Source organism: Blastococcus sp. LR1 (genome assembly GCF_020166105.1).
Classification (GTDB): Bacteria; Actinomycetota; Actinomycetes; order Mycobacteriales; family Geodermatophilaceae; genus Blastococcus.
Genome location: NZ_JAIUJY010000004.1, coordinates 417,910 through 444,400, shown reverse-complemented (window position 1 = coordinate 444,400; position 26,491 = coordinate 417,910). Strand labels below are relative to the sequence as shown.

Annotated in this window: 21 protein-coding genes and 1 pseudogene; 1 reads left to right on the top strand and 21 read right to left on the bottom strand. The window is 69.3% G+C overall.

What is annotated here, in order from left to right:
* Positions 1 to 28: 28 nt before the first annotated feature.
* The 11 genes and pseudogenes from rplV to rpsL form a co-directional block, all read right to left on the bottom strand.
* Positions 29 to 382: pseudogene (gene rplV, locus LBW97_RS14080) on the bottom strand (50S ribosomal protein L22); the annotation flags it as partial.
* Positions 383 to 402: 20 nt separating this feature from the next.
* Positions 403 to 684 carry a 30S ribosomal protein S19 gene (rpsS, locus tag LBW97_RS14075; RefSeq protein ID WP_029340037.1) on the bottom strand — a complete coding sequence of 94 codons (282 nt, stop codon included), beginning with the start codon at positions 682 to 684 and terminating at the stop codon, positions 403 to 405.
* 23 nt (positions 685 to 707) lie between these two features.
* Positions 708 to 1,541 carry a 50S ribosomal protein L2 gene (rplB, locus tag LBW97_RS14070; RefSeq protein WP_224499986.1) on the bottom strand — a complete coding sequence of 278 codons (834 nt, stop codon included), beginning with the start codon at positions 1,539 to 1,541 and terminating at the stop codon, positions 708 to 710.
* Between the two features lie 43 nt (positions 1,542 to 1,584).
* The gene (gene rplW / locus LBW97_RS14065) at positions 1,585 to 1,887 is read right to left on the bottom strand and encodes a 50S ribosomal protein L23 (RefSeq protein ID WP_224499985.1); all 303 of its coding nucleotides are present in this window, start codon (positions 1,885 to 1,887) and stop codon (positions 1,585 to 1,587) included.
* The gene (gene rplD, locus LBW97_RS14060; protein ID WP_308010474.1) at positions 1,884 to 2,600 is read right to left on the bottom strand and encodes a 50S ribosomal protein L4; all 717 of its coding nucleotides are present in this window, start codon (positions 2,598 to 2,600) and stop codon (positions 1,884 to 1,886) included. Before rplD ends, rplW begins: the two co-directional genes overlap by 4 nt.
* Positions 2,597 to 3,262 (bottom strand): 50S ribosomal protein L3, encoded by a 666-nt coding sequence (rplC, locus tag LBW97_RS14055; RefSeq protein WP_224499984.1) that lies wholly within the window; start codon positions 3,260 to 3,262, stop codon positions 2,597 to 2,599. Before rplC ends, rplD begins: the two co-directional genes overlap by 4 nt.
* A gap of 15 nt (positions 3,263 to 3,277) precedes the next feature.
* A complete protein-coding gene (rpsJ, locus tag LBW97_RS14050; RefSeq protein WP_014377994.1) occupies positions 3,278 to 3,583 on the bottom strand; it encodes a 30S ribosomal protein S10 in 306 nt (101 codons plus the stop codon).
* 125 nt (positions 3,584 to 3,708) lie between these two features.
* Positions 3,709 to 4,902, bottom strand: a complete 1,194-nt coding sequence (gene tuf / locus LBW97_RS14045) for an elongation factor Tu (RefSeq protein ID WP_224499983.1) — start codon at positions 4,900 to 4,902, stop codon at positions 3,709 to 3,711.
* 94 nt (positions 4,903 to 4,996) lie between these two features.
* Positions 4,997 to 7,096 (bottom strand): elongation factor G, encoded by a 2,100-nt coding sequence (fusA, locus tag LBW97_RS14040; RefSeq protein ID WP_224499982.1) that lies wholly within the window; start codon positions 7,094 to 7,096, stop codon positions 4,997 to 4,999.
* 85 nt (positions 7,097 to 7,181) lie between these two features.
* Positions 7,182 to 7,652: a 30S ribosomal protein S7 gene (rpsG, locus tag LBW97_RS14035; protein WP_224499981.1), complete on the bottom strand. Its 471-nt coding sequence runs from the start codon at positions 7,650 to 7,652 to the stop codon at positions 7,182 to 7,184.
* Entirely contained in the window at positions 7,652 to 8,026 is a 375-nt protein-coding gene (rpsL, locus tag LBW97_RS14030) for a 30S ribosomal protein S12 (RefSeq protein ID WP_224499980.1), read from the bottom strand. Before rpsL ends, rpsG begins: the two co-directional genes overlap by 1 nt.
* A 538-nt stretch (positions 8,027 to 8,564) precedes the next feature.
* Between rpsL and LBW97_RS14025 the strand changes: the two genes are divergently transcribed.
* Positions 8,565 to 9,605, top strand: a complete 1,041-nt coding sequence (locus LBW97_RS14025; RefSeq protein ID WP_224499979.1) for an LLM class F420-dependent oxidoreductase — start codon at positions 8,565 to 8,567, stop codon at positions 9,603 to 9,605.
* Between the two features lie 175 nt (positions 9,606 to 9,780).
* Here LBW97_RS14025 and LBW97_RS14020 read toward each other — a convergent pair whose 3' ends face one another.
* From LBW97_RS14020 to LBW97_RS13975, 10 genes are all read right to left on the bottom strand, one after another.
* Positions 9,781 to 13,686, bottom strand: coding sequence for a DNA-directed RNA polymerase subunit beta' (locus tag LBW97_RS14020; RefSeq protein ID WP_224499978.1), 3,906 nt, complete (start codon positions 13,684 to 13,686; stop codon positions 9,781 to 9,783).
* A gap of 92 nt (positions 13,687 to 13,778) precedes the next feature.
* Complete coding sequence (gene rpoB / locus LBW97_RS14015; protein WP_374490031.1) at positions 13,779 to 17,171, bottom strand: DNA-directed RNA polymerase subunit beta; 3,393 nt, start codon at positions 17,169 to 17,171, stop codon at positions 13,779 to 13,781.
* A 534-nt stretch (positions 17,172 to 17,705) separates the two neighbouring features.
* Positions 17,706 to 18,233, bottom strand: coding sequence for a hypothetical protein (locus tag LBW97_RS14010; protein ID WP_224499976.1), 528 nt, complete (start codon positions 18,231 to 18,233; stop codon positions 17,706 to 17,708).
* Between the two features lie 283 nt (positions 18,234 to 18,516).
* Entirely contained in the window at positions 18,517 to 19,164 is a 648-nt protein-coding gene (locus LBW97_RS14005) for a hypothetical protein (protein WP_224499975.1), read from the bottom strand.
* A 73-nt stretch (positions 19,165 to 19,237) separates the two neighbouring features.
* A complete protein-coding gene (locus LBW97_RS14000) occupies positions 19,238 to 20,512 on the bottom strand; it encodes an MlaD family protein (protein ID WP_224499974.1) in 1,275 nt (424 codons plus the stop codon).
* Positions 20,509 to 21,780, bottom strand: coding sequence for an MCE family protein (locus tag LBW97_RS13995; RefSeq protein ID WP_224499973.1), 1,272 nt, complete (start codon positions 21,778 to 21,780; stop codon positions 20,509 to 20,511). Before LBW97_RS13995 ends, LBW97_RS14000 begins: the two co-directional genes overlap by 4 nt.
* Complete coding sequence (locus LBW97_RS13990; RefSeq protein WP_224499972.1) at positions 21,777 to 23,027, bottom strand: MCE family protein; 1,251 nt, start codon at positions 23,025 to 23,027, stop codon at positions 21,777 to 21,779. Before LBW97_RS13990 ends, LBW97_RS13995 begins: the two co-directional genes overlap by 4 nt.
* Positions 23,027 to 24,052 (bottom strand): MCE family protein, encoded by a 1,026-nt coding sequence (locus tag LBW97_RS13985; RefSeq protein ID WP_224499971.1) that lies wholly within the window; start codon positions 24,050 to 24,052, stop codon positions 23,027 to 23,029. The genes LBW97_RS13990 and LBW97_RS13985 overlap by 1 nt, the downstream gene beginning before the upstream one ends.
* Complete coding sequence (locus tag LBW97_RS13980; RefSeq protein WP_224499970.1) at positions 24,052 to 25,113, bottom strand: MCE family protein; 1,062 nt, start codon at positions 25,111 to 25,113, stop codon at positions 24,052 to 24,054. The genes LBW97_RS13985 and LBW97_RS13980 overlap by 1 nt, the downstream gene beginning before the upstream one ends.
* A complete protein-coding gene (locus LBW97_RS13975; RefSeq protein ID WP_224499969.1) occupies positions 25,110 to 26,489 on the bottom strand; it encodes an MCE family protein in 1,380 nt (459 codons plus the stop codon). The genes LBW97_RS13980 and LBW97_RS13975 overlap by 4 nt, the downstream gene beginning before the upstream one ends.
* Positions 26,490 to 26,491 lie beyond the last annotated feature (2 nt).

Genomic DNA, 26,491 nt, shown 5'->3' with positions numbered 1-26,491 from the left:
TCTGCGCGAGGACGTCGCTGGTGGCGACCTCGCTGACCTCGACGGTGATGTGGCTGGTCCGCTTGTTGATGCGGAACGCCCGGCCCTGCGCGCGCGGACGGATCCGCTTCAGCGTGGGGCCTTCGTCGACGTAGGCCGCGCTGACCACGAGTGCAGCCGGGTCCAGCTGCAGGTTGTGCTCGGCGTTGGCCACCGCGCTGGCGACGACCTTGGCGACCGGCTCGCTGGCGGACTGCGGCGCGAAGCGCAGCAGGGCCAGGGCCTCATCGGTGGGCAGGTAGCGGATCAGGTCCACCACCCGGCGGGCCTTCATGGGAGTCACGCGGACGAACCGGGCCGTAGCCCGGGCGACCGGCGCCTCCTGTCCCAACTGGGAAGTCATCTGAATCTCTCTCTACCTGGTCAGCCCCGCCGCGAGCGGCGGTCGTCCTTGATGTGCCCACGGAAGGTGCGCGTGGGGGCGAACTCGCCGAGCTTGTGCCCGACCATCGCCTCGGTCACGAACACCGGCACGTGCTTGCGGCCGTCGTGCACCGCGAGGGTGTGGCCCAGCATGTCCGGGATGATCGTCGAGCGACGCGACCAGGTGCGGATCACGTTCTTGGTGCCCTTTTCGTTCTGAGCGTCCACCTTCTTGAGCAGGTGGTCGTCGACGAACGGGCCCTTCTTCAGGCTGCGTGGCATGTCTGTCGGACTCCTCTTCCCGCTCAGCGCTTCTTGTTGGCGCGCCGGCGGCGCACGATCAGAGCGTCACTGGCCTTCCGCTTGCGCGTCCGGCCCTCCGGCTTGCCGTTCGGGTTCACCGGGTGGCGACCACCGGAGGTCTTGCCTTCACCACCACCGTGCGGGTGGTCGACCGGGTTCATGGCCACACCGCGGACGGTCGGGCGCTTGCCCTTCCACCGCATACGGCCGGCCTTGCCCCAGTTGATGTTCGACTGCTCGGCGTTGCCCACCTCGCCGACGGAGGCGCGGCAGCGCACGTCGACGTTGCGGATCTCGCCCGAGGGCATGCGCAGCTGGGCGAAACGACCCTCACGGGCGACCAGCTGGACGCTGGTACCCGCGGAGCGGGCGATCTTCGCGCCACCACCGGGACGGAGCTCGATGGCGTGAACCACCGTGCCGACCGGGATGTTCCGGAGCGGCAGGTTGTTGCCCGGCTTGATGTCGGCCGCGGGGCCGCACTCCACGGTGTCACCCTGCTTGAGCTTCGCCGGCGCGATGATGTAGCGCTTCTCCCCGTCGGCGAAGTGCAGCAGCGCGATGCGCGACGTGCGGTTGGGGTCGTACTCGATGTGCGCGACCTTGGCCGGCACGCCGTCCTTGTCGGCCCGACGGAAGTCGATCAGCCGGTAGGCGCGCTTGTGACCGCCGCCCTGGTGGCGAGCGGTGACCTTCCCGTGCACGTTGCGCCCGCCACGACCGTGCAGCGGTCGGACCAGCGACTTCTCGGGATGGTCGCGGGTGACCTCGGCGAAGTCGGCGACACTGGAGCCGCGGCGGCCCGGCGTCGTCGGCTTGTACTTGCGGATAGCCATTGCTGACTCAGTCCTCTATCTCTGGTCCGTTAGATCCGGGGCCTCAGGCGCCCGGACCCCCGAAGATCTCGATGCGGTCGCCCGCGGCCAGCGACACGATGGCGCGCTTGGTGTCCTTGCGCTTGCCCATCTGTGCGCCCCGGCTGCGCTTGCGCTTGCCCTGGCGGTTGATCGTGTTCACGCTGAGCACCTTCACGTCGAAGATCTGCTCGACCGCGATCTTGATCTGCGTCTTGTTGGCCTCGGGCAGCACGATGAACGTGTACTGGTTGCTGTCCAGCAGCCCGTAGCTCTTCTCGGAGATGACCGGGGCGAGCAGGACGTCCCGGGGGTCGCGGACGCTCATGCCTTCTCCTCGGTGGTGTCTTCGATGATGACGACCTCGGCGTGCTTGCCCTTGGCCGGACCGGCGACGTACTCGGCCAGCGCAGCCTCGGTGAAGATGACCTCGTCGGAGACCAGCACGTCGTAGGTGTTCAGCTGGCCCGCCTCGATCAGGTGGACCTCAGGAACGTTGCGCAGGCTGACCCAGTTCAGGACGTCGTCCCGGTCGAGCACGATCAGGACCCGCTTGGCCTGGGTGATCGCGTTCAGGGTGGCCAGCGCGGCCTTGGTCTTGGGGGCGTCGCCGTCGACGAACGCGGAGACCACGTGCACCCGGCCCTCGCGGGCCCGGTCGGAGAGGGCACCGCGCAGGGCGGCGGCCTTCATCTTCTTCGGGGTCTTCTGCGTGTAGTCGCGCGGCGTCGGGCCGTGCACGACGCCACCGCCGGCGAACTGCGGCGCACGGGTCGAGCCCTGACGCGCGCGGCCAGTGCCCTTCTGGCGGTACGGCTTGGCGCCACCACCGCTGACCTGGGCCCGCGTCTTGGTCGAGTGCGTGCCCTGGCGGGCCGCGGCCAGCTGGGCCACGACGACCTGGTGCATCAGCGACACGTTCGCGCTGGCGTCGAAGAGCTCACCGGGCAGCGTCACGCTGCCGGTGGTCTCCCCCGCCGGGGTGCGGACGTCGACCTGACGGTCGGTGCGCGTCTCGCTGCTCTTGATGGACGTGGTCACTTCGTCTCACTCCCCACGGGGCCACCCTTGACCGCGGAACGGACGAGGAGGAGGCCACCCTTCGGACCGGGAACGGCACCCTTGATCAGGATGAGCCCGCGCTCCGTGTCGACCTTGTGGACGACCAGCGAGAGCGTGGTCGTCTTGACCGCACCCATGCGACCGGCCATCTTCAGGCCCTTGAACACGCGGCCCGGGGTGGACGCGCCACCGATGGATCCGGGTGCACGGTGCTTGCGGTGGGTACCGTGCGACGCGCCGAGGCCCTTGAAGCCGTGACGCTTCATGACGCCGGCGGTGCCCTTGCCCTTGCTGGTGCCGATGACGTCGACCTTGGCCACGCCGTCGAACACGTCGGCGGTCAGCTCCTGGCCGACCGTGTAGGTGCCGGCGTCGTTCGTGCGCAGCTCGACCAGGTGGCGCCGCGGCGTCACGCCCGCCTTGGTGAAGTGCCCGCCCTCGGGACGGTTCACCTTGCGCGGGTCGATCGCACCGAACCCGAGCTGGACGGCGCTGTAGCCGTCGACCTCGGGGGTGCGCACCTGGGTCACCACACACGGGCCCGCCTTGACGACGGTCACCGGCACGAGGCGGTTGTTCTCGTCGAAAACCTGGGTCATCCCCAGCTTCTCGCCGAGGAGACCGCGAAATGTGCTCGCCATGTCTGCTGACTGCCCTTACTGAATGTTGACGTCGACCGAAGCCGGCAGGTCGATGCGCATGAGCGCATCCACCGTCTTCGGCGTCGGGTCGAGGATGTCGATGAGCCGCTTGTGCGTGCGCATCTCGAAGTGCTCGAACGAGTCCTTGTACTTGTGCGGCGAACGGATCACCGCGTACACGTTCTTCTCCGTCGGCAGAGGCACCGGGCCGACCACACGCGCTCCGGTCTTGGTGACCGTCTCCACGATGCGTCGCGCCGAGGCATCGATCGCCTCGTGGTCGTAGGCCTTCAGCCGGATGCGGATCTTCTGTCCCGCCATCGGTGTCTTCTGCTCCTGCCGATCGGTTGTGAAAGTTCGAGTGGGTCTGCTGACCCGGGGTCCGGGCGCGAGGCCCGGGTCTGGGCGGGGGGGGGGCGGGTGACGCCGCCGCCCGTCCAGGGGTGTTACTTGAGGATCTTGGTGACCCGGCCGGCGCCGACGGTACGGCCACCCTCACGGATGGCGAACTTCAGGCCCTCCTCCATGGCGATGGGCTGGATGAGCTCCACCGTCATGTCGGTGTTGTCGCCGGGCATGACCATCTCGGTGCCCGAGGGCAGCGTGACGACACCGGTGACGTCCGTCGTCCGGAAGTAGAACTGGGGACGGTAGTTGTTGAAGAACGGCGTGTGACGGCCGCCCTCGTCCTTCGAGAGGATGAAGACCGAGGCCTCGAAGTTGGTGTGCGGGGTGATGGAACCCGGCTTCACCACGACCTGGCCGCGCTCGACGTCCTCGCGCTTGATGCCACGGAGGAGCAGACCGACGTTGTCACCGGCCTGGCCCTGGTCGAGCAGCTTGCGGAACATCTCGACGCCGGTGACCGTCGTCTTCGTCGAACCCTCGCGGATACCGACGATCTCGATCTCCTCGGAGACCTTGACGATGCCGCGCTCGACGCGACCGGTGACGACCGTGCCACGACCGGTGATCGTGAAGACGTCCTCGACGGGCATGAGGAACGGCTTGTCGATCTCGCGCTCCGGCTCCGGGATGGAGTTGTCGACAGCGTTCATGAGCTCCATGAGCTTGTCGCCCCACTCGGCGTCGCCCTCGAGCGCCTTGAGCGCGGAGACGCGGACCACGGGGACGTCGTCGCCCGGGAACTCGTACTCGCTGAGGAGCTCGCGGACCTCGAGCTCGACGAGCTCGAGGATCTCCTCGTCGTCGACCATGTCGGCCTTGTTGAGCGCCACGACGATGTAGGGAACGCCGACCTGGCGGGCCAGGAGCACGTGCTCCTTGGTCTGCGGCATCGGGCCGTCGGTCGCGGCGACCACCAGGATCGCGCCGTCCATCTGGGCGGCACCGGTGATCATGTTCTTGATGTAGTCGGCGTGCCCGGGGCAGTCGACGTGCGCGTAGTGACGGTTCTCCGTCTGGTACTCCACGTGCGCGATCGAGATCGTGATGCCGCGGGCCTTCTCCTCGGGCGCCTTGTCGATCTGGTCGAACGCGGACGCCTCGTTGAGGTTCGGGTACTTGTCGTGCAGGACCTTGGTGATCGCCGCGGTCAGCGTCGTCTTCCCATGGTCGATGTGCCCGATGGTGCCGATGTTGACGTGCGGCTTGGTCCGCTCGAACTTGGCCTTGGCCACTGGGGGTTCCTCTCCTCGTGGTTACGCAGGTGGTGCGTGCTCTGGGGGTTGGGCTGTGCTCGCTGGAGCGCGGGCCGGCGGGCCCGCATTCCGATTACTCGCCGGTCGCCTTGGCGATGATCTCCTTGGCGACGTTGGCCGGGACCTCGGCGTACGAGTCGAACACCATCGAGTAGCTCGCCCGTCCCTGGGTGCGGCTGCGCAGGTCGCCCACGTAGCCGAACATCTCCGACAGCGGCACCAGGGCCCGGACGATGCGGGCGCCGGAGCGCTCCTCCATCGCCTGGATGATCCCGCGGCGGGAGTTGAGGTCGCCGATGACATCGCCCATGTTCTCCTCGGGCGTGGTCACCTCGACCGCCATCAGCGGCTCGAGCAGGGCCGGGCTGGCCTTGCGCGCCGCCTCCTTGAAGGCGATCGAACCGGCGATCTTGAAGGCCATCTCCGAGGAGTCGACCTCGTGGTACTGGCCGTCGAGCAGGCTGGCCTTGACGCCCACCATCGGGTAGCCGGCCAGGACGCCGTACTGCATCGCGTCCTGCATGCCCGCGTCGACCGAAGGGATGTACTCCTTCGGGATGCGACCGCCGGTGACCTTGTTCTCGAACTCGTAGGTCGCCGAGTCGCCGCTCATCTCGAGCGGCTCGATGGCGATCTGCACCTTCGCGAACTGGCCGGAGCCACCGGTCTGCTTCTTGTGGGTGTAGTCGTAGCGCTCGACGGCCTTGCGGATCGTCTCGCGGTAGGCGACCTGCGGCTTGCCCACGTTGGCCTCGACGTTGAACTCGCGGCGCATGCGGTCCACCAGGATCTCCAGGTGGAGCTCGCCCATGCCGGAGATGACGGTCTGGCCGGTCTCCTCGTCCAGGCGGACCTGGAACGTCGGGTCCTCCTCGGCGAGCTTCTGGATCGCGGTGCCCAGCTTCTCCTGGTCGCTCTTGGTCTTCGGCTCGATGGCGACCGAGATGACCGGAGCGGGGAAGGTCATCGACTCCAGGATGACCGGCTTCTGCGGGTCGCAGAGGGTGTCACCGGTCGTCGTCTGCTTGAGGCCGTTGACCGCCACGATCTGACCGGCGCCGACGCCATCGCGCTCTTCGCGCTTGTTGGCGTGCATCTGGTAGATCTTGCCGATCCGCTCCTTGCGGTCCTTGGTGCTGTTCAGCACCGGAGAACCGGCGTCCAGGCGACCGGAGTACACGCGGACGTAGGTGAGCTTGCCCAGGTGCTGGTCGGTCTGGATCTTGAACGCCAGGGCGGAGAAGGGCTCGTCCTCGTCCGCGTGACGCAGGACCTCGGTCTCGCCGTCGAGCGCGGTGCCGACGATGGCCTCGATGTCCAGCGGGCTGGGCAGGTAGTCGACGACCGCGTCGAGCAGGGGCTGGACGCCCTTGTTCTTGAAGGCGGTGCCCGTCAGGACGGCGTTCACCTGGCCGGCGATGGTGGCCTTGCGGATGGCGGCCTTGAGCCGGTCGACAGCGATCTCCTCGCCGGCGAGGTAGTCCTCCATCAGCGAGTCGTCGAAGTCCGCGATGTTCTCGAGGAGCTTCTCGCGGTACTCGGCGGCCTGGTCGGCGAGCTCGGCCGGGATCTCCTCGACCGCGTAGTCCTCACCCATCTTGGTCTCGCCGCGCCAGGTGAGCGCCCGCATCTGGACCAGGTCCACGACGCCGATGAAGTCGGCCTCGGCACCGATGGGCAGCTGCAGCACCAGGGGGTTGGCCCCGAGCCGCTCCACCATCATGTCGACGCAGCGGAAGAAGTCGGCACCCGTGCGGTCGAGCTTGTTGACGAAGCACATGCGCGGAACGCCGTACTTCTCCGCCTGCCGCCAGACCTGCTCGGTCTGCGGCTCGACGCCGGCCACACCGTCGTAGACGGCGACAGCGCCGTCGAGCACGCGCAGGGACCGCTCGACCTCGACTGTGAAGTCGACGTGCCCGGGGGTGTCGATGATGTTGATGTCGTGATCGTTCCAGGAGCACTTCGTCGCGGCGGACGTGATGGTGATGCCGCGCTCCTGCTCCTGCTCCATCCAGTCCATCGTGGCCGCGCCGTCGTGGACCTCACCGATCTTGTACGTGATACCGGTGTAGAAGAGGATGCGCTCGGTCGTGGTGGTCTTGCCGGCGTCGATGTGCGCCATGATCCCGATGTTCCGGGTCTTGCGGAGCTGGGCCTCGTTGCTGGCCATTACTTCTCCTCTTGGTTCTGGTCCGCGAGCGGGTTCCGGGGGTGGCCCGGTCGTCCCGCCGGCCGCGGGCGCTGGTGGACGGACGTCACCAGCGGTAGTGCGCGAAGGCCTTGTTCGACTCGGCCATCTTGTGCGTGTCCTCGCGCCGCTTCACGGCGGCACCCAGACCGTTGCTCGCGTCGAGCAGCTCGTTCATCAGACGCTCGGTCATCGTCTTCTCGCGACGGGCCCGGCTGTACTGGATGAGCCAGCGCAGGCCGAGCGTCGTGCTGCGGGAGGCGCGGACCTCGACCGGGACCTGGTAGGTCGCACCACCGACGCGGCGGCTGCGGACCTCGAGGGACGGCTTGACGTTGTCCAGCGCGCGCTTGAGCGTGACGACCGGGTCGGTGTCGCTCTTGGCACGGCAGCCCTCGAGGGCGCCGTAGACGATCGCCTCGGCGACCGAACGCTTCCCGTCGACCAGGACCTTGTTCACCAGCTGGGTCACCAGCGGCGACTGGTACACCGGGTCGGCGATGAGCGGACGCTTCGGGGCGGGGCCCTTGCGAGGCATTAGCTCTTCTCCTTCTTCGCGCCGTAGCGGCTACGAGCCTGCTTGCGGTTGCGGACACCCTGGGTGTCCAGCGAGCCGCGGATGATCTTGTAGCGCACGCCGGGGAGGTCCTTCACGCGGCCGCCGCGCACGAGCACCATCGAGTGCTCCTGCAGGTTGTGGCCGACGCCCGGGATGTAGGCGGTCACCTCGATGCCACTGGTGAGGCGGACGCGAGCGACCTTGCGCAGCGCCGAGTTCGGCTTCTTCGGCGTCGTCGTGTAGACGCGCGTGCAGACTCCGCGACGCTGGGGCGAACCCTTCAGCGCCGGAGTACTGGTCTTGGTGACCTTGTCCTCGCGGCCCTTGCGGACCAGCTGGTTGATCGTGGGCATGGGTGGCCTTGATCTCCTACCTGCGCTGGGGTGGTGCTGTCTTGGTATGTCGACTGCCTGAGCTCTGCTGGTGGTGCTGGGTGCCGACTCCCGGAGGGGAACCTTCCCGTTTCCGGCCGTGTTCCATCTCCGGTCCACGCGGTCGGGTGTGTCGCCCTCCCCGGGACCGGTCCGATGAAGGACCGAACTCGGTTGCCCCTCGCGACTCGGCGCCGCCAGCCTCCGGGCACCGCGTGAGACGCGGCCCGGCGGATGGTCCCCGGCGATCAGAGGGCTTGGCCCTCTGGTCGCCCAGGCGCACCGCGAACGGGAGCAGGCCCAGGGCACCCTGGGCACGGCTGACCACGATACCCGTGCCGTCTGAACGGGTCAAAGGCGGGTGCCTCACACCCGTCGACAGGTCGACCGGGAGCCGGTCACCGCTCGGCGCACGGTACCGCTCCAGCGGCCTCCGTGGCAGCTCCCCCGCCCTGCCGCGTGCCCGCCCGATACCGTTCGGACGGCGCCAACGGTGGTGCCGCGACACAGAGGAGTGCATGTGCGCATCGGCATCCAGGCCAGCTACAGCGGCGGTTTCCAGGAGACGGCGGCGGAGATCCGGGACCTCGAGTCGGCGGGCCTCGACCTCGCGGCCGTCGCCGAGGTCTACACCTTCGACGCGGTCAGCCAGCTCGGCTACCTGGCCGCCGTGACCGAGCGGGTGGAGCTGCTGAGCGCCATCTTCCCGATCTACAGCCGCACGCCGGCGTTGACGGCCATGACCGCGGCCGGCCTGGACTTCGTCTCCGGCGGCCGGTTCACGCTCGGGCTGGGCGCTTCGGGGCCGCAGGTCATCGAGGGCTGGCACGGTGTCCCCTACGACGCCCCGCTGCAGCGCACGCGTGAGATCGTGGAGATCTGCCGCCAGGTGTGGCGCCGGGAGCGGCTGGACCACCAGGGCAAGAAGTACAACGTCCCCCTGCCGGCCGGCGAGGGCACCGGGCTGGGCAAGCCGCTGAAGCTCATCAACACCCCGGTCCGCGAGCAGATCCCGGTCATGCTGGCCGCGCTCGGCCCGAAGAACGTCGAGCTCGCCGCGGAGATCGCCGACGCATGGGAGCCGATCTTCTTCGTGCCGGAGAAGGCCGCGTCCGTCTGGGGCGACTCGCTGGCCGCCGGCAAGGCCAAGCGCGACGCCGCCCTGGGTGACCTGCAGGTGATCACGGGCGTCCCGGTCGCCATCGGCGACGACGTCGAGCAGCTGGCCGAATTCGTCCGCCCCGCACTCGCCCTCTACATCGGCGGCATGGGCGCCCGCGGCAAGAACTTCTACAACGACCTCGCCGTCCGCTACGGGTACGAAGCGGAGGCGAAGACCATCCAGGACCTCTACCTCGACGGCAAGAAGGACGAGGCCGCCGTCGCGGTGCCGCTGGAGCTGGTCAAGGCGTCGTCGCTCATCGGCTCCGAGGGCTACGTCGCCGAGCGGATCGCCGCGTTCGCCGAGGCCGGCGTCACCACGCTGATGCTGCAGCCCCTCGACGGCACCCGCGAGGGACGCCTGAAGACGGTGGAGACCATGAAGCGCCTCGCTCCGTGATCTGTCGTCCACCGGGCGACACCGCGGCCAGGAGGCGTCCCCCAGCCCGCTGAGCCGCTGCGTCACGCCCGCGCGGAGCCTTCCGGGGCCCACGTCGGCGCGACGGGACACGAAAGGGCCCCCAGACCCGATCCCGGATCTGGGGGCCCTTTCGTCACTGCCTAGCTAGAGGGACTCAGCCCCGCCAGTCGTACTCCTCGAGACGCACGGCCTCGCCGGTGCCCTGACCGAAGACGTCCGGGCTGTAGTACTGCCCGTCGTCGTAGCCGGCCATGGTGTAGACGGCGGCACGCGCCTCCTCGGTCGGCTCGACAGTGATGTTCCGGTAGCGGCTGATGCCCGTACCCGCCGGGATCAGCTTTCCGATGATCACGTTCTCCTTGAGGCCGAGCAGGCTGTCGCTCTTCCCCTGGATCGCCGCGTCGGTGAGGACCTTGGTCGTCTCCTGGAAGGAGGCGGCCGACAGCCACGACTCGGTCGCGAGCGAGGCCTTCGTGATGCCCATGAGGACCGGACGGGCCGAGGCCGGCTCGCCGCCCTCGGCGACGACGCGGCGGTTCTCGGTCTCGAACAGCGTCCGCTCGACCAGCGCACCGGGCAGGAACTCCGTCGCGCCCGAGTCGATGATGGTCACCCGCTTCAGCATCTGGCGGATGATCACCTCGATGTGCTTGTCGTGGATCGACACGCCCTGGCTGCGGTAGACCTCTTGGACCTCGCGGACGAGGTGCAGCTGCACCTCGCGCGGGCCCATGATCCGCAGCACCTCGTGCGGGTCCACAGCACCCTCGGTCAGCTGCTCGCCGACCTCGACGTGCTGACCGTCCTCGATGCGCAGCCGCGAACGACGCGACAGCTTGTCGATGACGACCTCTTCGGAACCGTCGTCCGGGGTGATGGTGAGCTTGCGGAACTGCTCGCCGTCCTCGATCCGGATGGTGCCGGCCAGCTCGGCGATCGGGGCCTTGCCCTTGGGGACGCGGGCCTCGAAGAGCTCGACCACACGCGGCAGACCGTGCGTGATGTCCGCACCGGCCACACCACCGGTGTGGAAGGTGCGCATGGTCAGCTGGGTGCCGGGCTCACCGATCGACTGGGCGGCGATGATGCCGACCGCCTCGCCGACGTCCACCAGCTTGCCGGAGGCGAGCGAGCGGCCGTAGCAGGTGGCACAGGTGCCGAGCAGCGACTCACAGGTGAGCACGCAGCGGACCTTCACCTCCGACACCTGGGCGTCGATCAGCGTCTGGATGAGAACGTCACCGAGGTCGGCGTTCGCCTCGGCGATGACCGTCCCGTCCTCGGCCACCACGTCGGCGGCCAGGGCGCGGGCGTAGACGCTGGTCTCGACGTGCGCGTCACGCGTCACCACACCGTCGACGACGGTGCCGATCGGCATGATCACGCCGCGGTCGGTGCCGCAGTCCTCCTCGCGGATGATGACGTCCTGCGAGACGTCCACCAGACGACGGGTGAGGTACCCGGAGTCGGCGGTACGCAGCGCGGTGTCGGCCAGACCCTTGCGGGCGCCGTGCGTGGAGATGAAGTACTCCAGCACGGACAGACCCTCGCGGAAGTTCGCCTTGATCGGCCGCGGGATGATCTCGCCCTTGGGGTTGGCGACGAGCCCTCGCATACCGGCGATCTGGCTGATCTGCATCATGTTGCCTCGGGCGCCCGAGTTGACCATGACCCAGACCGGGTTCGTGGTGGGGAAGTTGTCCACCATCGCCTGGCTGACCTCGGCGCGAGCGCGGGTCCAGATCTCGATGAGCTCGCCACGACGCTCGGCGTCGGTGATGACGCCGCGCTCGTACTGCTTCTCGATCTTGGCCGCCTCGGCCTCGTGCCGGTCGAGGATGTCCCGCTTGACCGGCGGCGTGACGACGTCGTCGATCGCGATCGTGACGCCCGAGCGGGTCGCCCAGCGGAAGCCGGCCGACTTGAGGGCGTCCAGCGTCGCCGCCACCTGCACCTTGGGGTAGCGCTCGGCGAGGTCGTTGACGATCGCCCCGAGCTCCTTCTTCGGCACCTGGTAGTTGACGAAGCGGTAGTCCTCGGGAAGGGCCTCGTTGAAGAGCACCCGGCCCAGGCTCGTCTCGACGATCGAGGGCTGACCCGGAGTCCAGTCCTCGGGCTGCGACCACGCGTCGTTGGCCTTGCCGTTGTCGACGCCGAACACCTCGTCGAGGCGGATCAGCGCGCGCTCCTGCAGGCCCAGCGCACCCATGTCGTAGGCCATGAGGGCCTCGGCAGCCGAGGCGAACGCCGCGGGCTTGCCACCGTCGGCCTCGTGGCGCGAGGCCACCAGGGTCGTCAGGTGGTACAGGCCCAGCACCATGTCCTGGGTCGGCGCGGTGATCGGACGACCGTCGGCCGGGCTCAGAATGTTGTTCGACGACAGCATCAGGATCCGGGCCTCGGCCTGCGCCTCGGCCGACAGCGGCAGGTGCACCGCCATCTGGTCACCGTCGAAGTCCGCGTTGAACGCGGTGCAGACGAGCGGGTGGATCTGGATGGCCTTGCCCTCGACCAGCTGGGGCTCGAACGCCTGGATGCCCAGACGGTGCAGCGTCGGCGCGCGGTTCAGCAGGACCGGGTGCTCGGTGATGACCTCTTCCAGCACGTCCCAGACGACGGGGCGGGCGCGCTCGACCATCCGCTTGGCGGACTTGATGTTCTGCGCGTGGTTGAGGTCGACCAGCCGCTTCATGACGAAGGGCTTGAAGAGCTCCAGGGCCATCTGCTTGGGCAGACCGCACTGGTGCAGCTTCAGCTGCGGGCCGACGACGATGACCGAACGGCCGGAGTAGTCGACGCGCTTGCCGAGCAGGTTCTGGCGGAACCGGCCCTGCTTGCCCTTGAGCAGGTCGCTCAGGGACTTCAGGGGACGGTTGCCCGGGCCGGTGACCGGACGGCCGCGACGACCGTTGTCGAACAGCGCGTCCACGGACTCCTGGAGCATCCGCTTCTCGTTGTTCACGATGATCTCGGGAGCGCCGAGGTCCAGCAGTCGCTTCAGCCGGTTGTTCCGGTTGATCACGCGGCGGTACAGGTCGTTCATGTCGCTGGTCGCGAAGCGGCCACCGTCGAGCTGCACCATCGGGCGCAGGTCCGGCGGGATGACCGGGACGCAGTCCAGCACCATGCCCATGGGCGAGTTGCGGGTCTGCTGGAACGCGGCGACGACCTTGAGCCGCTTGAGGGCGCGGAGCTTGCGCTGGCCCTTGCCACTGCGGATGGTCTCGCGCAGCGAGACGGCCTCGGCGTCGAGGTCGAAGCCGGCGAGCAGCTTCTGCAGCGCCGCGGCGCCCATGCCGCCCTCGAAGTACTCACCGAAGCGGTCGCGCAGCTCGCGGTAGAGGCTCTCGTCGGCGATGAGCTGCTTGACCTCGAGCTTGCGGAAGGTGTCCATCACCTCGTCGAGGCGGTCGATCTCCCGCTGCGAGCGGTCGCGCAGCTGGCGCATCTCGCGCTCGCCGCCCTCGCGCACCTTGCGGCGCACGTCGGACTTCGCACCCTCGGCCTCGAGCTCGGCCAGGTCGGCCTCCAGCTTCTGCTGGCGGGCCTCCACGTTGGCGTCGCGCGCACCCTCGAGGTTCGACTTCTCGGCGCTGATCTCGGCCTCGATGGTCGGGAGGTCGCGGTGCCGCGCCTCGTCGTCCACCGAGGTGATCATGTAGGCCGCGAAGTAGATGATCTTCTCGAGGTCCTTGGGCGCCAGGTCGAGCAGGTAGCCCAGACGCGACGGGACACCCTTGAAGAACCAGATGTGGGTGACCGGCGCGGCCAGCTCGATGTGGCCCATCCGCTCGCGACGCACCTTGGCGCGAGTGACCTCGACGCCGCAGCGCTCGCAGATGATGCCCTTGAAGCGGACCCGCTTGTACTTACCGCAGTAGCACTCCCAGTCCCGGGTGGGACCGAAGATCTTCTCGCAGAAGAGACCGTCCTTCTCCGGACGCAGGGTCCGGTAGTTGATGGTCTCGGGCTTCTTCACCTCACCGTGGCTCCACTGGCGGATGTCATCGCCGGTGGCCAGCCCGATGCGGAGCTCGTCGAAGAAGTTGACGTCGAGCAAGGTGTGACCCCTTTCAGGGGCTCGTTACTGCATTTCTAACGAAAGGTGTGTGGCCGGCCGGCCCTGACTGCTCGGGGCCGGCCGGCTGCCGATCAGACGTCCTCGACGGACGACGGCTCGCGACGCGACAGGTCGATGCCCAGCTCCTCCGCGGCGCGGAAGACCTCGTCGTCGGTGTCCCGCAGCTCGATGGCCTGCCCGTCACCGGACAGCACCTCGACGTTGAGGCACAGCGACTGCAGCTCCTTGAGGAGCACCTTGAACGACTCGGGGATGCCCGGCTCGGGGATGTTCTCGCCCTTGACGATGGCCTCGTAGACCTTCACGCGGCCGAGGATGTCGTCGGACTTGATGGTGAGCAGCTCCTGCAGCGCGTAGGCCGCGCCGTAGGCCTGCATCGCCCAGCACTCCATCTCACCGAAGCGCTGACCACCGAACTGCGCCTTACCACCCAGCGGCTGCTGCGTGATCATCGAGTACGGACCGGTCGAACGGGCGTGGATCTTGTCGTCGACCAGGTGCAGGAGCTTCAGGATGTAGACGTAGCCCACGGCGATCGGCTCGGGGAAGGGCTCGCCGGAGCGACCGTCGAACAGTCGCGCCTTGCCCGTCTCCTTGACCATCCGGTTGCCGTCGCGGTTCGGGATCGTCGAACCGAGGAGACCGATGAGCTCGTCCTCCTTGGCGCCGTCGAACACCGGGGTCGCGGTGCGGGTGCCCGGAGCGGCGGCCTTGGCGGCCTCGGGCAGGTTCTTCGCCCAGTCCGGGTCGCCGTTGACCTCCCAGCCCTGCTTGGCGATCCACCCGAGGTGCATCTCCAGGACCTGGCCGACGTTCATCCGGCCGGGCACACCGAGCGGGTTGAGGACGATGTCCACCGGGGTGCCGTCCTCGAGGAACGGCATGTCCTCCTGCGGCAGGATCTTCGAGATGACGCCCTTGTTGCCGTGGCGCCCGGCGAGCTTGTCGCCGTCGGAGATCTTGCGCATCTGGGCGACGTAGACCCGGATCAGCTCGTTGACGCCGGCGGGCAGCTCGTCGCCGTCCTCGCGCGAGAACACGCGGACGCCGATGACCTTGCCGGACTCACCGTGCTTGACCTTGAGCGAGGTGTCGCGCACCTCGCGCGCCTTCTCACCGAAGATCGCGCGGAGCAGGCGCTCCTCGGGGGTCAGCTCGGTCTCGCCCTTCGGCGTCACCTTGCCGACGAGGATGTCGCCCGGGACGACCTCGGCACCGATGCGGATGATGCCGCGCTCGTCCAGGTCGGCCAGCACGTCCTCGGAGACGTTCGGGATGTCCCGGGTGATCTCCTCGGCGCCGAGCTTCGTGTCGCGGGCGTCGACCTCGAACTCCTCGATGTGGATCGAGGACAGGACGTCGTCCTGCACGAGGCGCTGCGACAGGATGATCGCGTCCTCGTAGTTGTGGCCCTCCCACGGCATGAAGGCGACGAGCAGGTTCTTGCCCAGCGCCATCTCGCCCTGGTCGGTGCACGGACCGTCGGCGATGACCTGGCCGATCTCGACCCGCTGGCCCTCCTCGACGACCGGGGACTGGTTGATCGACGTCCCCTGGTTCGAGCGGCGGAACTTCAGCAGCCGGTAGGTCTGCCGGGTGCCGTCGTCGGCCATGACGGTGACGTAGTCGGCGGTGGAGTCCTCGACGACACCGGCCTTCTCCGCGGTGACGACGTCACCGGCGTCGACGGCGGCACGCAGCTCCATGCCGGTGCCGACCAGCGGCGCCTCGCTGCGCAGCAGCGGGACGGCCTGACGCTGCATGTTCGCGCCCATGAGCGCGCGGTTGGCGTCGTCGTGCTCGAGGAACGGGATCATCGCCGTCGCGACCGAGGTCATCTGCCGCGGCGAGACGTCCATGTAGTCCACGTTCTCGGGGGCGAGGTAGTCGACCTCACCGCCCTTTGTGCGGACCAGGACGCGCTCCTCGGCGAGGCGACCCTGCGCGTCGAGCGGGCTGTTGGCCTGCGCGACGACGAAGCGGTCCTCCTCGTCGGCGGTCAGGTAGTCGATCTGCGTCGTGACGGTGCCGTTCTCGACCTTGCGGTACGGCGTCTCGATGAAGCCGAACGGGTTCACCCGGCCGAACGAGGACAGCGAACCGATCAGGCCGATGTTCGGGCCTTCCGGCGTCTCGATCGGGCACATGCGGCCGTAGTGGCTGGGGTGCACGTCGCGCACCTCCATGCCGGCGCGCTCACGCGACAGACCACCCGGGCCCAGCGCCGACAGGCGGCGCTTGTGGGTCAGGCCCGCGAGCGGGTTGGTCTGGTCCATGAACTGCGACAGCTGGCTGGTGCCGAAGAACTCCTTGATGGAGGCGACGACCGGCCGGATGTTGATCAGGGTCTGCGGCGTGATCGCCTCGACGTCCTGGGTCGTCATCCGCTCGCGGACCACGCGCTCCATGCGGGAGAGGCCGACCCGGATCTGGTTCTGGATCAGCTCGCCGACGGTGCGCAGGCGACGGTTGCCGAAGTGGTCGATGTCGTCGACGCCGTGGTCGGGCTCGCCGGCGTGGAGACGCACGACGTACTCGATGGTGGCGACGATGTCGTCCTCGGTGAGCGTCGAGGTGCTCTGCGGGATGCCGACGCCCAGCTTCTTGTTGACCTTGTACCGGCCGACCTTCGCCAGGTCGTAGCGCTTGCTGTTGAAGAACAGGTTCTCCAGCAGCGCCTGCGCCGACTCACGCGTCGGCGGCTCGCCCGGACGCAGCTTGCGGTAGATGTCGAGCAGGGCCTCGTCGGTCCCGGCGATGTGGTCCTTCTCGAGCGTGGCCAGGACGGTGGGCGACCACTGGAAGTGCTCGCGGATCCGGTCCTCGCCCCAACCGAGCGCCTTCAGCAGCACGGTGACCGGCTGGCGGCGCTTGCGGTCGATGCGGACGCCGACGGTGTCGCGCTTGTCGACGTCGAACTCCAGCCACGCACCGCGGCTCGGGATGACCTTGGCCGAGAAGACGTCCTTGTCCGACGTCTTGTCCAGGGTCTTGTCGAAGTAGACGCCCGGCGAGCGGACCAGCTGCGAGACGACGACGCGCTCGGTCCCGTTGATGACGAACGTGCCCTTGTTCGTCATGATCGGGAAGTCGCCCATGAACACCGTCTGCGACTTGATCTCGCCGGTGGTGTTGTTCATGAACTCGGCGGTGACGAACAGCGGCGCCGCGTACGTCATGTCCTTGTCCTTGCACTCCTCGAGGGACGCCTTGACGTCCTCGAAGCGCGGGTTGGAGAAGGACAGCGACATCGAGCCGCTGAAGTCCTCGATCGGGGAGATCTCCTCGAGGATCTCGGCGAGACCGCCGACCGCGGACTCCTGCTCCTCGGGCGCGAGGGTGGCGCGCCACTCGGGGCTGCCGACCAGCCAGTCGAACGACGCGGTCTGCAGGGCGAGCAGATCCGGGACCGCGAGAGGCTCGGAGATCTTGGCGAACGAGACGCGCAGCGGCGCGCCGGGGATCTTCTGCTGGTCGGCCTCGCCGGTGCGGGGGCCGTCCTGAGGTGCCGGGGTGGTCCTGGTGGTGCCGGAATCGGTGGTGCCGGGGGTGATGCTGGTGGGGCGAGAGCCTGCCAAGATGCGTCCTTCCAAGGACCTCACGACGTGCGGGCGGTGGGCTGCGGGGTCGTCCTGGGTCGTCGTCGGTGATGGCGAGGCTGTCCGCGACGGCCGCGATCGCCCGCCGGGACGGTCAGCGTGGGGAGGACCCGGAGCATTCCCGGGCACCCGTCGTGACCCGTCTTGGCGGGCAGGCAGTCAGAGGGCAGCGCAACAGGAGACCCTACCCCTGGTACTGCGCCGTGTCCACGTCGGGGGCACCGGTGCGAGCGGTGCCACATCCGCAGGACGCGCGAGCTGCCGGAACTGCGGGGCCGGCGGGGTGCGCTCCGGTCACTATGCCAGCGGACGCCCCGGGGTGCTGTCGCCACGCCGATCGGCCCTCTCGCAGGGGCCCGCCGCGAGCGTGCGAGAGGTGGGGGGCGAGGGGGTCCTTCCTCAGCTGGTGGTGAGGAGGACGACCTCGCTGATCTTCCAGTCCCCGTCTTCCTCGACGACCTCGAGACGCAGCGTCTGGACGCAGGACTGGGCACCCTCGGGCGTGACGCTGCACTCCGATCCCTCCGGAGCCTCCTGCTGCCCGCTGTTCGCCGACTGCACGACGTACTGCCCGAACACGACGAGGGTGGCGGCGTCCTGGGCGTCGTTGACCGTCTTCACGCCAACGTCCAGCACCTCGTACCTGGTGGTCGCGGACACCTGCTCGTAGGTGTCGATGATGCCGCCCTGCCCGAGGTCCGTCTCGTACTGCTCGCGCAGGTCTCCGGTGAGCACAGCGAGCTTGCGCTCCACGCTGCCCTCGGAGTCCTCGTAGTCGTAGGCGTAGAGCGCCTCGACGTTGCTGCGGGCCGAGGTCAGCAGCTCGGCGTCGACGTAGCCGGGGTTCAGCCGCTGGTACAGCAGCACCCCGACCGCCGTCGCGGCGGCGGCGCAGAGCACCGCGAGGACGAGGACCAGCGCCGTCACATGGCGGGGCGCGTCCTTCCCCGGTGCGGCATCGCCGGCCGATCGCCTCCCGGACGGCCGCGCCGTCGCGCGGCGGCCCACGACCGTCGATCCGCCGGTCGCGGCGGGCTCCCCGGTGACGACGGTGGCAGTGCTGTCCGACGCGGCCGGAGCCGGTGCCTGCTCCTCGCGCTCGCGGCGGCCGCCGGCGACACGGGGCCGCGGGCTGGGCCGCGCGGACGCGCCGGGGCGCGGTCGGGGGGTGGGACGGGGACGGCTACCGGCCTCCTCGGTCATGACCGGCTCACCGCCCCGTGATCCCGGACAGCCGCCACTGGTCGTCCACCTTCTGGAGCTCCACCTGGATCCGGTACTTCACGATCTGCGCCTGCGGGTCGGCGTTGGACTGCTGCGTGGACTGGATGAGCAGGGCCACCGTCGCGCTGTCCTCGTCGGCGGCGACGACCCCGGCGTCGACGACCTCGGTGTTCACGACGGCCTCCGACGCCGTGATCTCCTGCCGGCGGCCGTCGAGCTGCTCGGCGGCCTCGTCGCGGAGGTCACCGACGGCGACCCGGCGGATCTGCTCGATGTCATCGTCGAGCGTCAGGTGGTCGAAGGAGGTCACGTCGACCACTCCTGAACGGGCCGCCTGCAGCGCGGCGGTGTAGTCGCCGGTGCGGATGTCGGAGGGATCGGGCCGCGTGAACCACAGGAAGGCGGTCGCGGCCACCAGCAGGGCGAGCAGCACGACCAGCGCCGGCACGAGCGGCAGGGCGAGCCGCGGTCCCTGCGCCCTGCCGTCGTCGCCCGCCGGCTCGCGGGCAGCCGTCTCCCCGGCCCCGACGTCGTCCTGGGCGGCCGACGCCGTGGCGGTGTCGTCCACGGATCCGTCGACCGGTTCGGTGGCGTCCTCCGCCTCAGGCGGATGCGCCCGCGCGTCGCTGATCACCCGCGAGGCCCTCCATGCAGTCGTGTTCGTCCCGGACGGCGTGCGGCCGTCCGGGCGGGTGAGCATGCCATGGTCAGCCGAGTGCCGAGGCCAGCGGGGTGGCGTTGAGCACACCGTTGAGCAGATCGGTCAGCGGGCTGAGCGGGTTGGCCCCGCCACCACCCGGCGCCCCTCCCCCGGGCTGGGTCGCTCCACGGCCACCGTCGCTGCCGATGTTCTGCTCGCCGCGGATGCTGGACCCGTTCTCGTCGTAGTCGTCGCCCGGACGCGGGTCCACGCCGTCGAAGACCTCGCAGCGGATGGCGTCGGTGTCCACCGCCGCCACCGCGCCGGCGCTGGGCGTCTCGCTCGTCGGCACGTACCCGGTGACGCACGAGTGCGGCGACTGGGTCAGCACCAGGCCGAAGTGCGAGCGCAGCACGCCGTCCTCGTCCCGGCGCACGACCGTGAAGCCGCCGGTCACCGCGTCGGGATAGGTGACCAGCATCTGCTGGACGCCGTCGAGCCGCGGGATCGTGACCTTGTTGAGGATGTCGAGGTTACGGACCAGCGAGCCCAGCCCCGGGCCGGCGTCCTCGACCAGCCGCTGCAGCGCCTCCCCGGCATCCGGCGCGTTGACCACGAGGCCGCGCAGCTCCGGGTCCAGATCGACCAGCGTGTCGGTGAACAGCCGCAGGTCCGCCGCCCACTGACGGATCGCCGATCGGCTGTCGCGCTGCGTGTCGAGGACGGTCTGACCGTCGGTGATGAGCCGCAGCGTCTCCGGCAGCGACTGCTGGGCACGGGCCAGCAGGAGGTCGCCGTTGTCGATCAGGCGCCCCAGGTCGTCACCGGAGCCGGCGAACGCCTGGCCCAGCTCCTCCACGACGATCCGGAGGTTCTCCGCGTCGATGGAGCCGACCAGCCCGTCCAGGCTGAGCAGCATCTGCTCCACGGGGACGGGGATCCTCGTGCGCTCCTGCGGGATGACGGAGCCGTCCTCGAGGAACGGCTCCCCCTCGCTGCTGGGCAGCAGATTGATGTACTGCTCGCCCACCGCGCTGCGGGTGGCCACGACGGCGTCGGTGTCGGCCGGGATGGGATCCGTCCCGGGCTCGATGGTGATCTCGACGCGGACGCCGTCGTCCACCAGTTGCATGTCCGACACCCGGCCGACGGCGACGCCTCGGTAGGTGACCTCGGCGTTGACGAAGATGCCGCCGGAGTCGCGGAAGTCGGCGGCCACCTCGTACCCGGTGCCGAGGACGAGCCGGTCCAGGCCCACGTACTTGAAGCCCAGGTACGCCATGCCCAGGATCGCCACGAGGATGAAGGCGATCAGCTTGATGTTGGTGACGCGGCCGATCACGGACCCACCTCCGGGATCTGGGGGAGGCCGACGCGTGCCGCCTCGTCAGGGACGTCGGGCACCGCCTCGACCACGGAGCCGACGACGTCCTCGAGCCCGGTCGGCGCCGGCGAGGACGCCGCAGCGCTGCCGCCTCCGCCGCCACCGGTCCCGGTGCCCCCCTCGACACCGCAGCGCTCGCCGACGAGCACGTCGGTCAGGGGGAGCTGGCGCAGTGCGCCGTTCTGGTCGATCACGTACCGGCACAGGATCGTGCTCAGGTCGAAGTCGATGGTGGCGGTCATGTTGGTGAACAGGGCCATGCCACCCGACTGCGCCTTCCGGTAGTTGAGCGCAGACAGGGAGCTGTCCGGGAAGGGGTAGGTGAGCAGCAGCTCCAGGGAGCCGGCCAGGTCCGGGCCGGCCGCGGCCAGCTGCGAGAGGACCGGCTGGAGCAGCTGCAGGTCGGCGACCGTGTTCTCGGCCGACTGCTGGATGACCCGCGTGCCGACGTCCCCCAGCCGGGCCAGGCCCTCCAGCATCGAGACCAGGAGGTCCCGCTGCTCGTTGATCACGTCGAGGCCGGGGCCGATCGTGTCCAGAGCCGTCTCGATCGTCTCCGTCCGCTCGGCGAGGGTGGCGGCCAGCGCGTTGGCGTTGTCCAGCGCCCGGTTGATCTCCGCCTTCTGCTCGTCCAGCCCACCGATGAAGGTGTCGAGCTGGCCCAGCGTCTCCTTGATCGCCGCCTCGCGGCCCTCGAGCGCGTCGCCGAGCTCGCGGTTGATCGTCTGCAGCTGTGCCAGGCCTCCGCCGTTGAGCACCAGGGACAGCGCCCCGAGCAGCTCCTCGACCTCGACGTTGCGGTTGGTGCGGTCCAGCGTGATGCGGTCGCCGTCCTCCAGCTGACCCTGCGCCTCGAGGTCCCCGCCGGGCGCGGCCAGCTCGACGTACTTCTCGCCCAGCAGCGACGACTGCTGGATGGCGGCGACGGCGTTGGCCGGCAGCTCGACGTCCCCGTTGACCGCGACGGTCACGACCGCCGTCCAGTCGTCGGCGAGCTCGATGTCCTCGACCCGGCCCACGGCGACGTCGGCCACCCGGACCCCGGACTGCGGGACCAGGTCGAGCACGTCGAGGAACTCGATCTTCACCCGGTAGGACTCCTCCCCGAGATCGGCCCCGCCGGGGAGGCTGAAGGAGTAGGCGCCCCGGAACCCGCAGCCGGTGAGCAGGAGCAGGCCGGCGAAGAGCGCCGTGAGCCGACGGGTCCTCGTCGTTGCGCTGGTCATTCCGCAGCCTCCGTCGAGACGGGGACGAATCCGACGGGCAGCTGCGGCGCGCCGCCACCGCCACCGGCTCCGCCACCGAAGATGGCTTCCCAGATCTCGTCCCTGTCCGGGATCTTGTTGCCGTTCAGGTCGTCCGGCCCGTTGGCGTTGTCGGCGTCACCGGACAGCAGGCGGGCGCAGATCTCGTCCACGCCGGTGCGCAGCGGCTCCAGCGGGTCGATGGGCAGCGGGAGGTCGAGCTCGAGGTCGATGCGACCCAGCTGGAAGAGGGCGCCGCAGACCACGACCTCGGGGCTGAGCGAGCCCAGTCCGTTGTCCCGGGTGTCCAGGGTCCCGAAGTCGGGGTTGTAGGCCCGCGCCAGGTTGCTGAGTGCGGCCGGGGCGACATCGAGGACCTCGGCGAGCGCGTTGCGCTGCTGGACGAGCACCAGCGTCACGTCGGCCAGCTTGTTGACGTTGCTCGTCAGCAGCGCTGTGTTGTCGCGCACGAAGCCGGCGACGTCGGCCAGGGCGTCGTTGAGGAGGACGACGGCCTCGGCGAGGTCCTCCCGCTCGGAGGCCAGCAGGTCGGACACGGCCGCCATGTTGTCGTTGAAGAGACCGACCTGGGCGTCGATCGAGGCCAGCGCCGTCGTGAAGGTCTGCAGGTTCTCCAGGGAACCGAACAGGTCCTCCCGGTTGTCGGCCAGGGTCTCCACGGCCTGCGAGAAGCCGGTGAGGGTCCGGTTGAGCGCGTCACCGTTCCCCTCCAGGTTCGCCGCACCCACGTCGACGAGGTCGGACAGGGCACCGTTCTCGTTCGCGCCGGTGGGGCCGAGCGCGGCCGACAGCTCGTCGAGGGCGCCGTAGACAGCGTCGAGCTCCACCGGGATCGCGGTGCGGTCCAGCGGGATGTCGGCGCCGTCCTCGAGCCTCGGGCCGCCGTCGTAGACCGGCGCGAACTGCACGTACCGGTCGGAGACCAGCGAGGGGGCGAGGACGATGGCGTTGGCGTCGGCCGGGACGTCGTAGTCGTCGTCGATGCTCATCTCGACCCGGACCTGGTCACCGAGCGGGACGACGTCGTCGATCGTGCCGATCGTGATGCCCAGGACGCGGACCTCCGACCCCGGGTAGAGGCCGACCGTCTCCTCGAAGAACGCCGTCACGCGGTACTGGCCCGCGGGCCGCAGGATGGTCCAGCCGAGCGCGGCGAGCAGGACCAGCGCGGCTGCCATCGCGACCGCGCGCTGCAGCGTGCCGCTCATCACTGACCTCCAGAGTTGCAGCCGGTCACGGGTGTCTCGAGCCCGGTGCAGACGGCGGCGCCGACGACCGTCGGGAGCAGGTCGTTGACGAAGCTGTCGAACCAGCGGCCGTTGCCGAGCGTGTTGGTGAACACCCGGACGAACGGCGCCAGCTCGGTGACGGTCTGGGCGAGGGCCGCCCGGTTGCGCGACAGGATGTCGGTGACGCGGGACAGCTGCTGCAGTGCCGGCGTGAGCGTCTCGCGGTTGTCCGCGACCAGGCCGGACAGCTGGCGCGACAGCTCCTGGGTGCTGGTGAGGATCGCGTCGATCAGCTCCCGCCGCTCCTGCACCTCGGTGAGCAGCGTGTTGGAGTCGAGGATCAGCTGGGTGAACTCGCCGTTGCGGTCGGCCAGCACCTGGGTGACCTTGCGCGTGGCGCCGAGCAGCTCGCGCAGCTGGGCGTCGCGGGACGCGATCGTGTCCGACAGCCGGGACAGCCCCTCCAGCGAGGTGCGCACCTCGTCCGGAGTGTCGGCGAACGTCTCGGCCAGCACCTCGAAGGAGCTGGCGAGCTGGGCGGTGTCGATCTCCTGCACCGTCGAGGACAGGTCGGCGAAGGCCTCGACGACGTCGTAGGGCGAGGCGGTCCGCTCCAGCGGGATGCCCTTCTCGGGGTCGAGCTCGCCGGAACCGCGCGGCACCAGGGCCACGTACTTGGCCCCGAGCACGGTCTCGATCTTGATGGCCGCCTCCGAGCGGTCACCGACGAACGCGTCCTTCACGCGGAACTCGACCGTCACCGCCCCGTCCTCGAGGGCCAGGCTCTCCACGCTGCCGACCTTGACGCCGGCCACCCGCACCGGGTCGTCGGGCTTCAGGCCGGCCGCCTCGGAGAACTGCGCCTTGTAGACGGTCCCGCCGCCGATGAGCGGCAGGGACTGCGCGTTGAACGCCAGGAGGATCACCACGGCCATCACGACCAGGCTGACGCCTCCGACGACGACCGGGTTCTTGTCGCGGAAGTTCCTGGAACGGCGCGCCATCACCCGCACCCCTCTGCCTGGCTGTCGAAGTCGAACTCCTGGGAGAACGCCGTCCCGGTCGGGGACGGGAGGGTCACGGTTCCCCCGGCCCGGCACAGGAAGAAGTTGAACCAGCTTCCGTTGATCGCCGTCCGGGTCGTCAGGTCGAGCTTGGTCGGCGCCAGCTGCAGGAACTCCTCGACGAGGTCGCCGGAGTCGGCGACGTTGCGGGACAGATCCTCGAGGGCCTGGATGTCGGCGGCGAGCGGCGGCCGGACGTCGGCGAGGAAGCCGCTGGTCTCGACGGCGAGCTGGTCGATGGTCGCCAGCGAGTCGAAGATCGCCTCGCGGTCACCGGCCAGGCCGGTGACGAACTGCTGCAGGCTGATGACCAGGTCCGACAGCTGCTGGTCCCGGGCGGCGACCGTCCCCATGACCGTCGTGAGGTTGTCGATGACGCTGCCGATGACCGCGTCCTTGTCGGCGAGGGAGTCGGTCAGCGACGCGACGTGGGCGAGCAGGCTCTCCATCGTCCCGCCCTCCCCCTGGAAGACCTGGATGATCTCGAAGGACACCCGGTTCACGTCCTGGGGCGACAGCGCCTGGAGCAGCGGCTGGAACCCGCCGAAGAGCGTGGTGAGGTCCAGCGCCTCGGTCGTCTGGGCGAGCGGGATGACCGCGTCCTCCTCCAGCGTCTCGCCGGAGGAGCCGTCGCCCTCGGTCAGCGAGATGTAGCGCTGGCCGACGAGGTTGCGGAACCGGATGGTGGCCTCGACCGCCGCGGGCAGCGGGATGTCGGAGGACACCTCGAGCTCCACCTCGGCCACCGGCCGAGCGTTGCGGTCGGGCTGGTCGGCCACCCCGATCGCGACCACCTGACCCACCCGCACGCCGGCGATCCGGACCTCGTCTCCCTCGACGAGGCCGGCGACGTCGGTGAACTGCGCCCGGTAGACCACCTGCTCGCCGTAGCCGGCGTTCGTGATGGTGGAGACCAGCACGTAGGCGGCCAGGATCGTCACGACCGCGAAGGCGACCAGTTTGGTCAGCGGCCCCGCCATGCCTCGCAGCTGACCGGTCATCGGATCATCACGTTCTTCCCCCGCAGGAACGGCGCCAACGTCGAGGCCGACAGGTCGGAGACCTGGTCCGGCTCCGCCCCGGTCTGGTAGGCCAGCAGACTCCGCACGAAGTCAAGCTCGGCCGTGGACCCGGCGAGCACGTCGGGCAGCGACTCGCCCGCTCGCGCCGCGCGCGGCACGTTGTCCGGGTTGCCGCCGTCATCGGCGCCACCCTCGTAGCACGCCGGTTCCCGGCGCTGCTCGCTCTCCGGCGACTCGACGCCGTCGAGCGGCGGGTAGGGGCAGTAGTACTCCCCCGACGCGGCCTGGGCGATCTCGCCGTCGATGTCGTCCAGCCCCCGGCAGTCCGGCGCGGCGGCGTCGGCGTAGATCGGCTGGTCACCCGGCTGGTAGCCGTTGCGCGGCGGCAGGATGATCTGGATGTTCAGGTTCAGGGCCGGGTCGCCATCGGTACCGAAGGTCTCCCCGATCCGGGGCACCGAGCGCGCCAGGCCGTCGAGCAGGCACGGGTAGATCGGCGAGTACTTCGCGAACAGCCCGAGCACCGGCCGGGAGGTCTCGGCCAGGGAGATCAGGTTCCGCTCGTTGGCCTCGAGGAAGCCGGCCGCCACGTTGGAGGAGCTGGTGCCCACCGTGAACGTGCGGCGCAGCTGCTCCTCCTGGTCGACCACCGTGGTGTTCGTGACGGCCAGGTTGTCCAGCACTGCGAGCAGGTCGTCGGCCGCGCCGTCGTAGGTCTCGGCGAAGTCGGCGAGCCCGGAGATGTCGGCCTGGATCTCCGGTAGCACGGTGTTGAGCTCACCGATGTACTCGCCGGTGGCAGCGAGGTTGGCACCCAGCCCGTCGCCGCGGCCGCGCAGTGCTTCGGCGACCGCACCCAGCGTGTAGGAGAGGTCCTGCGGCTGCACCGCCTGGAGCAGGGGCAACGTGTCGTCGATGACCCGCTGGAGCTCGATGGCGTTCTTGGTGCGGTCCTGGCTGATGACGTCTCCGTCGGCCAGCCGCTCGGAAGCCGGCTGCTCAGGGAGCTCCAGGGAGACGAAGCGCTCACCGAAGAGCGTCTTGGGCAGCAGCCGGGCGCTGACATCGGCGGGGATCTGGTCCAGGTACTCCGGGTTGATCGCGAGCTCGATCTCCGCCCCGTCCTTGCTGGCCGAGACCTCGCGGACCTCGCCCACGATGACCCCGCGGATCTTCACGTCGGAGGCTTCCTGCAGCTGGTTGCCCGCCGTGTCGGCCTGCAGCGTCACCTCGGCGACGTCGGTGAAGAGCTTCTGGTAGCTGGCCACCGACATTCCGAGCAGCAGGGCGAGCACGACGAAGAACACGACGCCCTGCAGCCGGCGCCGGATCACTCGTCCCTTGGTCGAGGACATCA